The organism is Salipiger sp. (assembly GCF_059781815.1).
Genome location: NZ_JBYNAH010000182.1, coordinates 1 through 11184 on the forward strand (window position 1 = coordinate 1; position 11184 = coordinate 11184).

The 11184-nt window shown below is 68.6% G+C and carries 11 protein-coding genes; 1 reads left to right on the top strand and 10 read right to left on the bottom strand.

From position 1 onward, the window contains the following. Nucleotides 1-104 precede the first annotated feature (104 nt). Entirely contained in the window at nucleotides 105-770 is a 666-nt protein-coding gene (locus tag AC6RA4_RS18420) for an alpha/beta hydrolase (protein ID WP_500162848.1), read from the bottom strand. Beyond that, the gene (locus AC6RA4_RS18425; RefSeq protein WP_500162850.1) at nucleotides 767-1396 is read right to left on the bottom strand and encodes a DNA-3-methyladenine glycosylase family protein; all 630 of its coding nucleotides are present in this window, start codon (nucleotides 1394-1396) and stop codon (nucleotides 767-769) included. Before AC6RA4_RS18425 ends, AC6RA4_RS18420 begins: the two co-directional genes overlap by 4 nt. Nucleotides 1397-1485: 89 nt before the next feature. Between AC6RA4_RS18425 and AC6RA4_RS18430 the strand changes: the two genes are divergently transcribed. Further along, nucleotides 1486-2700: an MFS transporter gene (locus AC6RA4_RS18430; RefSeq protein ID WP_500162851.1), complete on the top strand. Its 1215-nt coding sequence runs from the start codon at nucleotides 1486-1488 to the stop codon at nucleotides 2698-2700. A 57-nt stretch (nucleotides 2701-2757) separates the two neighbouring features. Here the strand turns inward: AC6RA4_RS18430 and AC6RA4_RS18435 are convergent, their stop codons facing one another. The 8 genes from AC6RA4_RS18435 to AC6RA4_RS18470 form a co-directional block, all read right to left on the bottom strand. Further along, nucleotides 2758-3534, bottom strand: coding sequence for a squalene/phytoene synthase family protein (locus tag AC6RA4_RS18435; protein ID WP_500162853.1), 777 nt, complete (start codon nucleotides 3532-3534; stop codon nucleotides 2758-2760). 38 nt (nucleotides 3535-3572) lie between these two features. Next, nucleotides 3573-4289, bottom strand: coding sequence for a class I SAM-dependent methyltransferase (locus AC6RA4_RS18440; RefSeq protein WP_500162855.1), 717 nt, complete (start codon nucleotides 4287-4289; stop codon nucleotides 3573-3575). Further along, on the bottom strand, nucleotides 4273-5910 hold the full coding sequence (gene cimA / locus AC6RA4_RS18445; RefSeq protein WP_500162856.1) for a citramalate synthase: 1638 nt from the start codon (nucleotides 5908-5910) through the stop codon (nucleotides 4273-4275). Before cimA ends, AC6RA4_RS18440 begins: the two co-directional genes overlap by 17 nt. Before the next feature lie 115 nt (nucleotides 5911-6025). Further along, nucleotides 6026-7498, bottom strand: a complete 1473-nt coding sequence (gene cysS, locus AC6RA4_RS18450; protein WP_500162858.1) for a cysteine--tRNA ligase — start codon at nucleotides 7496-7498, stop codon at nucleotides 6026-6028. Nucleotides 7499-7706: 208 nt separating this feature from the next. After that, nucleotides 7707-8087, bottom strand: a complete 381-nt coding sequence (locus AC6RA4_RS18455) for a VOC family protein (protein ID WP_500162859.1) — start codon at nucleotides 8085-8087, stop codon at nucleotides 7707-7709. 128 nt (nucleotides 8088-8215) lie between these two features. After that, a complete protein-coding gene (locus tag AC6RA4_RS18460) occupies nucleotides 8216-9118 on the bottom strand; it encodes a DMT family transporter (protein WP_500162861.1) in 903 nt (300 codons plus the stop codon). Nucleotides 9119-9232: 114 nt separating this feature from the next. Next, the gene (gene mltG / locus AC6RA4_RS18465) at nucleotides 9233-10393 is read right to left on the bottom strand and encodes an endolytic transglycosylase MltG (protein ID WP_500162863.1); all 1161 of its coding nucleotides are present in this window, start codon (nucleotides 10391-10393) and stop codon (nucleotides 9233-9235) included. A gap of 1 nt (nucleotide 10394) precedes the next feature. Further along, nucleotides 10395-11184 (bottom strand): beta-ketoacyl-ACP synthase II (locus tag AC6RA4_RS18470; protein WP_500162865.1); only part of this gene is annotated, 790 nt, incomplete at its 5' end.

The window sequence follows — 11184 nt, forward strand, 5'->3', positions numbered from 1 at the left end:
CTTCTCTGGTTCACAAATACCTCGGGGAGCGCGAGGGGCAGCGCCCCTCGCACCCGGCGACGGCCCAGAGGGCCGGCGCAATCCCTCCGCTCAGCAGAGCTGCGTCAGAACCCGCACTTGTCGCGCAGAAACGCCAGCGAGACGGACAGCCCGTCCGGCGCGATGCCATGGGCGGTGCCCTTCTGGATATGGGCATAGACCTCTTTCCAGCCCGCCCCCTGCAGCGCCTCGGCGGCGGCGGGCAGCGACTCGGGCGGCACCACGTCGTCCATGTCGCCATGCACCAGGAGCACCGGCGGGCGCGAAACCACCTCATCCTCGAGCAGTTCCGGCTGCAGCAGGCGGCCCGAGAAGGCCACCACCCCGGCAAACTCGTCCTCGCGGCGCGGCGCCACGTGCAGCGACATCATCGTGCCCTGCGAGAAGCCGAACAGCGCCACCTGCTCCGGCAGCAGGTCCTCGTCGACCATCAGCGCATCGAGAAAGGCGTTCAGATCCTCCACCGCGCGCGCCATGCCCTGCATGCTCTCCTCTTCCGAGGAGCCGTCGATCCAGGGGATCGGGAACCACTGGAAACCGAAGGGCGCGCCGGCGCAGGCCTCGGGCGCGTCAGGCGCCACGAAGAGCGTGTCCGGCAGATGCTCGCCCAGCGGATCGGCCAGTCCCAGAAGATCGGCCCCGTTGGCGCCGTAGCCGTGCAGAAAGACCACGCAGGAGCGTGTCTCGCCCGAGACCGGCTCCTTGCGGCCGGTTTGCAGAACGCGCGTCATACGATCCCCTCTCGCTGTTTTGCCACATGGTAGTAGGCCCAGAGCGCCCGGGCCGCAACCGATCTCCACGGGCTCCAGGCCTCGGCCATCTGCCGCAGCTCGCGCTCCTTCGGACGCGCCTCGAGCCCGAAGAGCAGCCGCGCCGCCTCCTGCAGCGCAAGGTCCCCCGGCGCAAAGACATCCGCCCGCCCGAGCGAGAACATGGCGTAGATCTCCGCCGTCCAGATGCCGATCCCCTTGACCGCCACCAGCGTGTTGACCACCTCCTCGGTGGGCGCGCTGCGCAGTGCGTCGAAATCGATCCCCGCCTCGGCCAGCGCCAGCGCGTAGCTCGCCTTCTGCCGCGACAGCCCAAGCGCCCGCAGCCCCTCTTCATCGCTTCCGAGAATGGCCTCCGGTGTGGTCATCCCCGCCGCCTCGAGCCGGGCCCAGATCGCCCGCGCCGAGGCCACGCTGACCTGCTGGCTGACGATGGCCGAAAGGAGCTGCCCGAACCCGTCGGGCCGGCGGCGCAGCGGCAGCGGCCCGGTCAGGTCCAGTGCCTCGGCAAAGCGCGGCTCGGCACCGCAGAGCCAGTCCGCCCCCTCGGCCACGCAGGCCTCCGTCTCGATGATGCGTCCGACCATGTGCCCCTCCTTCGCAACCGCCACAGCGCCAACCTGCCACAGCCCGTCCCCCTTGCTCTAGCAGCCAATCCCCCCTACCGCTATGGCGCATGGATACCGCTCACGACAGCCGCGCCAAGCGCAATGTGATCGTGCTGGTGATGGCGCAGGCCATCCTCGGCGCGCAGATGCCGATGATCTTCACCATCGGCGGGCTCGCCGGCCAGTCATTGGCCAGCAATGCCTGCTTCGCGACGCTGCCGATCTCGCTGATCGTGCTCGGCTCGATGTGCGCCGCGACCCCGGTCTCGGCTTTCATGCAGCGCTTCGGGCGCCGCGCAGGCTTCATGCTCGGCACGCTGGGCGGCGCGCTCGGCGGTGCGGTGGGCGCCTACGGGCTCTACACCGCCTCGTTTCCGATCTTCCTCGCCGGCAGCTTCCTCACCGGCATCTACATGTCGGCGCAGGGCTTCTACCGCTTCGCCGCCGCCGACACCGCCTCCGAGGCGTTCCGCCCCAAGGCGATCTCCTATGTCATGGCGGGCGGCCTGCTGGCGGCGGTGCTGGGGCCGCAGCTCGTCAAGTGGACGGCGGATGCCTTCGTGATCCCGTTCCTCGGCACCTATGCCGCCGTCATCGCGATCAACCTCGTGGGCGCGCTGGTCTTCCTGTTCCTCGACATCCCCAAGCCCCCGGTGCCCTCCGAGGACGCGCCCCGAGGCCGCAGCCGGCGCGAGCTTCTGGCCACCCCGCGCATTGCCGTGGCGGTGATCTGCGCCGCGGTGAGCTACGCGCTGATGAACCTGGTGATGACCTCGACGCCGCTTGCGGTGGTGGGCTGCGGGTTCGAGACGGCGGACGCCGCCAATATCGTCACCGCGCATGTTCTGGCGATGTACATCCCCTCCTTCTTCACCGGCCACATGATCGCCCGTTTCGGGGTCGAGAAGATCGTGGCCCTCGGTCTAGCGATCCTCGCAGGGGCCGGCGGCGTGGCGCTCACCGGCGTGGAACTCGAGCAGTTCTTCGTCGCGCTGGTGCTCTTGGGCGTGGGCTGGAATTTCGGCTTCATCGGCGCCACCACCATGCTCGCCGGTGCGCATGAGCCGCATGAGCGCGGTCGCATGCAGGGGCTGAACGACCTGCTGGTCTTCGGCGCGGTGACCACCGCCTCGCTGGCCTCGGGCGGGCTGATGAACTGCTCGGGCGGCAACCCGCAGGAGGGCTGGACGGCGGTCAACATGGCGATGGCGCCGTTCCTGATGCTCGCGGGCGGCGCGCTGATCTGGCTAATGCTCAGCCCGCGCGCGCAGGCTGCCGAGTAGGTCCGCTGAGCCGACCAGCCCGTTAGAGCTACCGCGCTTGGCTGAAGCTAATCCGCCTCAGATCCGCCCGCTCAGCGCCGCCGCCATCAGCCCGCTGCGGCGACGGAACTCCGAGAGCTGAAGCGTTCCCTCGGCGACCCGCTGCGGCGCCTGAACGGCCTGTTTCAGGAGCGGTGCCGCCTGCCATCCCGCGAGCAACGCCGCCCTCGCCGGACGGTCAACCTCTCCGATCCGCGCCCGTGCCCGCTTGAGCCGCTCAAGACCGCCCCGCGCCAGCGCGACCACCGCCTCCGCGCGCCCGTCGACCAGCGGCACACGGCCCTTGGCCTCGAGCTCCGGCACCGCGCGCAGGAACTGCGCCAGACCCGCGGCATAGCCCGCATCGAGCGCCACCGCCTCGGGCATGGTCCCGAGCGCACGCCCCGCCGCCAGTACCAGCTCGCCGGAGGTCTCCTCGATATAGCGGGTGAAATGGCCCTCGTCCTCGAAGGCATCGCGGTAGATGTCCCAGCGCCGCGCCCCCACCAGACGGTCAAGCCGTTCGGCACTCTGCGCATCGAGCACATGCGCCAGCGGCGTCACCACCTCGTGCCGGCGCACCAAGCCGCCCGCCCGGATCTCCTCGAGCGCATCGCGCCACCATTGCAGGCGCATCTCGGCGATCATGCTCTCCTGCGTTAGCCAGGGCGCGCGCGCCACCTCGAGATTGAAGGCATAAAGCGGAAACAGCACCGCCCGCGCAGGCACCGGCGCTGCCATCGCGGCGGCGAAGCGGTCTGGGTCGCCGCGCTCGACAAGCCCGGCGCAGGCGGTGAGATCGTCATCGAAGTCCATGTCGCTCACCTAGGCCGCCCGAGGCGGAAAGGAAAGCCTCAGATCGGCCGCGCCAGCACCAGCTCGTAGGCGATGCGCTCGGGCGCTTGCCGCCAGAGCGCGACCTCGCGCTCGGAGGCGTCGAGCACCTCCGCCATCGCCGGGCTCGCGCCCTCGCGCAGCGCCGTGATCTCGCGCGCCACGCTGTCGTAATAGGCCTGCCACGGCGCGCCGATCAGCAGCCGCGTGTCGAGGATCTCGTAGCCGGCCTCGGCCACCTGCGCGCGCAGCCCCTCACGGTCGGCAAGCCCCGGCTCCGGCGCCCAGAAGTCGCGCACCGCCTGCGGCTCGTCACCGCCAAGGAAGACCCCTTGCGAGAACGCCACCACACCACCCGGCGCCAACGCCGCGCGCCACGCCCGGAGCCCCTCGGCCACGCCGAGGAAATAAATCGCGCCCGCCGACCAGATGAGGTCATACGGCCCCTCGAGCGCGCCCATGTCGCCGACCCGCAGCGTGGCATTGGGCAGCCCCGCCACCCGCGCCTGCCCGGCCTCGATGAAGGCGGCGACCGCGTCCAGCCCCTCGACCTGCGCCTCGGGCAGCGCCTGCGCCAGCGTCACCGTGTCCGCGCCTGAACCGCAGCCCGCGTCGCAGACCCGCAGCGCCCCCGTGAGCTCCAGCCGCCCGAGCGCCCAGTGCACGTCCTCGGGCAGACCCGGCCCCTGCCGGTCGAGCCGGCTGTAGAGCGTCAAAAATTCAGGCGGCAGATCCATGGCGCCCCTCCTCTCCACAATCGCGGATGAGCTTCCAGCGCACCGCGTCGAGCAGCGCCTCGAAGGAGGCGTCGACTATGTTGGCGCTCACCCCCACGGTCTGCCAGCGCCGGCCCGAGCCGTCCTGGCTGTCGATGATGACCCGCGTCACCGCCTCGGTGCCGCCCTGGGTGATGCGCACCTTGAAATCCACCAGCCGCATGTCGTCGATCACCGACTGGTAGGGCCCCAGGTCCTTGGCCAGCGCCTTGGCGAGCGCATTGACCGGGCCGCGGTCGAAGCCGGCATTGTCGAGGCTGTCGGAGACCGAGAGCTTCTTCTCGCCGTCGACCTTCACGACCACCACCGCCTCCGAGAGCGAGACCATCTGGTCATACTTGTTCTTGCGCCGCTCGATGGTGACCCGGTAGCGCTTGACCTCGAAGAATTCCGGGCAGCGGCCCAGCTCTTCGCGGGCCAGCATCTCGAAGCTCGCCTGCGCGGTGTCGTAGGTATAGCCCTCGGCCTCGTTGGCCTTGATGCGCTCGAGGATGCGCGCCAGCGCCGGATCGCCTTTCTCGACCTCGAGCCCCGCCTCGGCGAGCCGCCGGCGCAGGTTCGACTGCCCGGCCTGGTTCGACATCGGGATCACCCGGCGATTGCCGACCTGTCCGGGCTCGATGTGCTCGTAGGTCGAGGGATCCTTGAGGATGGCGCTCGCGTGCAGCCCCGCCTTATGGGCAAAGGCCGAAGAGCCCACATAGGGCGCCTGCCGCATCGGCACGCGGTTCAGGATCTCGTCGAGCATCCGGCTGGTCTGGGTCAGCCCCTCGAGCCCCTCGCGGCTGACGCCGATGTCATAGGCGCTGGCATAGGGCTCCTTCAGCAGCAGCGTCGGGATCAGCGAGGTGAGGTTGGCATTGCCGCAGCGCTCGCCGAGGCCGTTGAGCGTGCCCTGGATCTGCCGCGCGCCGGCATCGACCGCCGCAAGCGTGGTGGCGACCGCGGTCTCGGTGTCGTTATGGGTGTGGATGCCCAGCCGGTCGCCCGGGATGCCGCCCTCGATCACCGCGCGCACGATGCCATGCGCCTCGTGCGGCAGCGTCCCGCCATTGGTGTCACACAGCACGATCCAGCGCGCCCCGGCCCCGAGCGCCGCGCGCAGGCACTCCAGCGCATAGGACGGGTTGGCCTTCCAGCCGTCAAAGAAATGCTCCGCGTCGAACAGCGCCTCGCGGCCCTTGCCGACGATATGCGCCACCGAGGCGCGGATGTTCTCGACGTTTTCCTCGAGCGTGATCCCCAGCGCCGCGGTGACGTGGTAATCATGCGTCTTGCCGACGAGGCAGACCGCCTGCGTGCCGGCATTCAGCACCGCCGCCAGCACGTCGTCATTCTCCGCCGAGCGCCCGGCCCGCTTGGTCATGCCGAAGGCGGTCATGACGGCCCGCGTCGCGCCGATCTCCTCGAAGAAGGCCGAATCCGTCGGGTTCGCCCCGGGCCAGCCGCCCTCGATGTAATCTACCCCCAGCTCGTCGAGCGCCTCGGCAATGCGCAGCTTCTCGGCGGTGGAAAACTGCACCCCCTGCGTCTGCTGCCCGTCGCGCAGCGTGGTGTCGTAAAGATACAGCTTCTCCGCCATCACCACGCCCCCGCTTCTTCTGGCCGAAAATATCCTCGGGGGGGCTCGGCTTGCCCGAGCGGGGGGCAGACAGCCCCCCTCCCAAGCCGGTCACAGGCGCACAGGCACACGCTCATCACAGCCCCTCCAGCTTGGCCGCGTCGAACCCGGCCCCGGGCAGAAGCTCCACCCCGGCCTTCGACATGCGCACCTCGACCCCGGCCTCGACCAGCGCGGTCTTGAGCCGGTCGACTTCCGAGAAATCCTTGCTCTCCATCGCCGCCGCCCGCACCGCCGCGAGCTTGTCCGCCAGAGCCGAGAGATCGACCGAAACCTCGGCCCAGGCGCCAAGCTCGGGCAGGCAGAAACCGAGCAAGTTCGCTGTTGCCAAAAAATCAGAGGCACTCGGCGCATGCTTCGCCTTGTCAGGATCGGCCCGTTGCATCTCAATTGCCTTTGAAGCTGCATCGAGCCTTTCAATGGCCAAGAAAGTATTGAGGTCATCGCCTAAAGGCTCGAGAACATCGCGAAGAACGGAGCCGGGCTTCTCTCCAGCGGTGATGCCCCGCCACCTGCGCAATTTCCTCTCGGCGACTTGGACTTTCTCAGCCGTCCAGTCCATCGGCTTGCGATAATGCGTCGAGAGCATCACGAAGCGGATCACCTCGCCCGGCACGCCGGCCTGCCCGTCATGCCCCTCGAGCAGGTCGTGCACGGTGAAGAAATTGCCCAGTGACTTGGACATCTTCTTGCCCTCGACCTGCAGCATCTCGTTGTGCAGCCAGATCTGCGCCATCTGCTCGGTGCCGTTGGCGCAGCAGCTCTGGGCGATCTCGTTCTCGTGGTGCGGGAAGGTCAGGTCATTGCCGCCGCCGTGGATGTCGAAGAGATGCGGCCGGGCGACCGCCTCAGCCGAGAGACGCCCTTCCGCCAGAGGCTGCTTCCAGAGCAATTCATCCGACATCGCCGAGCACTCGATATGCCAGCCCGGACGACCGCGGCCCCAGGGGCTCTCCCAGCCCGGCAGCTCCGGGTCGGAAGGCTTCCACAGCACGAAATCCATCGGGTTGCGCTTGTAGGGCGCCACCTCGACCCGCGCGCCGGCGATCATGTCATCGACCGAGCGCCCCGAGAGCGCGCCGTATTTCTCGTAGCTCTCCACCGCGAAGAGGACGTGCCCTTGCTCCACGTAAGCATGCTCTGTCTCGATCAGCCCCTCGATCATCGCGATCATCTGGGCGATGAACTCGGTGGCGCGCGGCATGTGGGTGGGCTCCATGACGCCCACGGCGGCCATGTCGTCGAGATACCATTGCGTGGTCTCGGCGGTGATCTCGCCAATCGAGCGCCCGCTGGCCTGGGCGCGGGCGTTGATCTTGTCGTCCACGTCGGTGAAGTTGCGCACATAGGTCACGTGCTCCGGCCCGTAGACCTCGCGCATCAGCCGGAACAGCACGTCGAAGACGATGGCCGGGCGCGCGTTGCCCAGATGGGCGCGGTCATAGACCGTCGGGCCGCAGACATAGATCCGCACGTTGTCCGGATCGATGGGCTCGAAGAGCTCCTTCTTCCGGGTCCGGGAATTGGTCAGCCAGATTTGCGTGTCCATGGCGCGCTCCTTCGCACGAAGATCGCGGCGGGAGTAGCAACTTCATTTCAGGATTGGAATAGAAGACCGGCCCGCCGAAGAATTCAGCAGGTAATGCAGCAGATCCGAATGAGGGTTGCTTGCGTGGTCATGCCCTGCTCATACGCCGCTCAGGCGCGCGCGTCCAGCCTTTCCGCCGAACGCCCGCCCCGCCTGCTGCAAGCAGAGTTCAGCCGTAACTCACCAGCTCGTATTCGACGCCATCGGGGCCGTCGAAATAGAACCTCCGGCCCGGTTCGTAGTCGGCGTGGCTGTGCGGCGTGAAGCCCGCAGCCCGCACGCGGGCCTCGAGGGCGTCGAGATCCTCGACCACCAGCCCGATATGGTTGAGCCCGCCCTGCCGGACATAGCGCTCGGGCTCGGTGAGGGTGGCATCGGCGGGGCGGTAGAGCGCGAGGTAGTCCTCCTCGCCACCCACATGCACCGACCAGCCCTCACCAATCGCGGGGCCCTGCCAGCGGATGTGCCAACCGAAGAGATCGCAGAGCAGGCGCGCGGTGGCGTCGGGATCGGGGACGGCGATGTTCACGTGTTCCAGTCGGGCGGTCATGTGGGACTCCTTGCGGCCATTGGGTCAGATGACAGGCAGGATCGGACCTCGAGTTAGGTTGAGGTCAAACGGAAAGTTTTCCACTCCGCGATAGGTTTAAGCCCAACCGCATGTCCTGCGCGCCGGAGCTACGCCCGCGCGCCGCGCCGCCCGCGCCCCACCGGCCAGACCTCGAGCAGACCTGCCGCGACCACCATGCCGCCGCCGATGATCTCCAGCACCGCCAGATGCTCGCCCGCGAGCAGCGCCGCCGAGACCGCGCCGACGATGACCTCGGTCTGCATCAGGATGCCGACCCGCGCCGGATCAAGCCGCATGGTGGCCCACATCAGCGCCGCCAGCGACACGCCCCACCACAGCACGCCGGTGGCCAGAGCCAGCCCGAGCAGCCCAGCCCCGTTCTCGCCCAGCGACAGGCTCGGGAGCGGCTCGAAGAACGGCGCCAGCGCCAGCCCGGCCAGCGTGGCCCCTATGGCGAAGACGAAGGTGGCCGGGATCACGCCGAGGTCGGATTTCACCCGGATGCCGGTGGTGCCCACGGCCCAGAGGATGCCCGCGATCAGCGACATCCACTCGCCCACCCCGCGCGGCATCGGCAGCGTGCCGCCGGCGCTCAGCATCACTAGAAGCCCGGCGATGCCGATGAAGATGGCGACGATGCGCAGCGCCGGGGTGTGCCAGCCCATGACGTAGCGCGCGATCAGCACGCTCCACACAGGCGTGAGGAAATACAGCAGGATGATGATCGCCACCCGGCCATAGACCAGCCCGATGGAATAGAGCGTGAAGGCCGCGCCGCCCGCCGCCACCGAGAGCAGGCCGATCTTGTCGGCCCGGACCAGCGCCCGCCAGCGCAGCGCCACGAAGGGCGCCAGCACCACCGCCGCCGTCACCGTGGCCAGCACCGTGCCCCAGGCGCCGGGCAGGCCAAGGTCGACCATCGCCCGCACCGGCATCCAGTAGAAGCCCCAGAGCAGCCCGAAGCCGGCCACCACCAGCGTGGCGAGTGCGTTGATGCGATCCTGTGTCATGCCCTGCCCTTAGCACCCCGCGCGGGGCGCAGAAAGAGACGCGGCGGAACCGGTCTCCCGATCCCGCCGCGCGGTTGCGTTTGCGATGCTTTGGCGGGCAATCCGCCGCGCCGGCTACTGGTTGGCGCGCTCCGCCTCGAGCCGGCGATAGGCCGCCACGTTCGAGTTGTGCTCGTCGAGCGTCGTCGCGAAGTTGTGCCCGTCGGCGGGATCGAGCGTCTTGGCCACGAAGTAGATGTACTCGCTCTCCGCCGGGTTCAGCGCCGCCTCGATGCTGGCGCGGCCCGGGTTGGCGATCGGCGTCGGCGGCAGGCCCGCGATCACATAGGTGTTGTAGGGCGTCTCGGCGCGCAGCTCGGACTGGCGGATGCCACGGCCCAGCACACCCTGCCCGTTGGTGATGCCGTAGATCACCGTCGGGTCGGTCTGCAGCCGCATCCCCCGCTCGAGGCGGTTGACGAAGACGCTGGCCACCAGCGGACGCTCCTCGGCACCGCCGGTTTCCTTCTCGACGATCGAGGCCATGGTCAGCGCCTGCATCGGATCGTCGTAGGGCAGCCCCTCGGCGCGGTTCTGCCACGCCGCCGCGAGGATCACCTGCTGGGCGTCCTCCATGCGGTCGATCAGGTCCGCGCGGCTGTCGCCCTTGGAGATCTCGTAGCTGTCGGGCGCAAGCGTGCCCTCGGCGGGGATCTCGGCAACCTCGCCTTCAAGGATGTCGACCTGCCCGAGCTCCTGCACCACCTGCCAGCTGGTCACACCTTCGGCCAGCGCCACGCGGAAGCGGGTGCCGACATCGTCGCGGAAGCCGGCATACTCCGCCGGAGCCTCCTCGGCCGGGTTGAAGGCCAGCACCTCCTGATAGCGGCCCGCGGCCGGGTCAAGCTCGCGCACCTGCACTTCGGCGCTGTTGACGCCGATGCGATAGACCACCTCGGTGCCGCAGGTCGACGCGCCGCCACGGGTGACGATATCGACGATCTCGGCCATCGAGGCGTTCTCGGGCACCAGGAAAGACCCGGCCTTGAGCTCGCTGGTCTTGTCGCTGTACTTCGCGCCGAGACGGAAGATCGTCCCGGAGGAGATCGCCTCCTGCGCCTCGAGATCCCCCGATACGCGGGTGAAGTTGCTGCCGCTGCGCACCTGCAGGCAGATCGGCGCCCCGAGCGGGCCCTCGGCGGAGTACTCGTTCTGTGCCCAGAGCAGCACGCCGCCCAACAGGAAGACGAGCACGACCAGGAAGGTCAGCGCGTTCGAGGCGATGTTCCGCCACATGTCAGTCGACCTTTCCGAAGATCACGCTCGCGTTGGTGCCACCGAAGCCGAAGGAGTTGGAGAGCGCGTAGCTCACCTTGCGCTCGCGCTTGGCGTTGGGCGCGAGGTCGATCGGGGTCTCGACGGCGGGGTTGTCGAGGTTGATCGTCGGCGGCGCGACCTGGTCGCGGATCGCGAGGATCGAGAAGATCGCCTCGATGGCGCCGGCAGCACCCAGCAGGTGGCCGGTGGCCGACTTGGTCGACGACATCGTGACGTTCTTGGCGTGATCGCCAAGCAGCTTCTCGACCGCGCCAAGCTCGATCGTATCGGCCATGGTCGAGGTGCCGTGGGCGTTAATGTAATCGATCTGGCTCGCCTCGAGACCAGCCGATTTCAGCGCCGCGCCCATCGAGCGCAGTGCGCCGTCGCCATCCTCCGAGGGCGCGGTGATGTGATAGGCATCGCCCGACAGGCCGTAGCCCAGCACCTCGGCATAGATCTTGGCGCCGCGCGCCTTGGCGTGCTCGTATTCCTCGAGCACCACGATGCCCGCGCCCTCGCCCATGACAAAGCCGTCACGGTCGGAATCGTAGGGGCGGCTGGCCTTCTGCGGGTCGTCGGCGCGCTTGGTCGAGAGCGCCTTGCAGGCGTTGAAGCCCGCGATGCCGATCTTGCAGATCGCCGCCTCGGCGCCGCCGGCGACCATCACGTCGGCATCGCCGTACTTGATCAGGCGCATCGCGTCGCCGATGGCGTGGGCGCCGGTCGAGCAGGCGGTGACCACCGAGTGGTTCGGCCCCTTGAAGCCG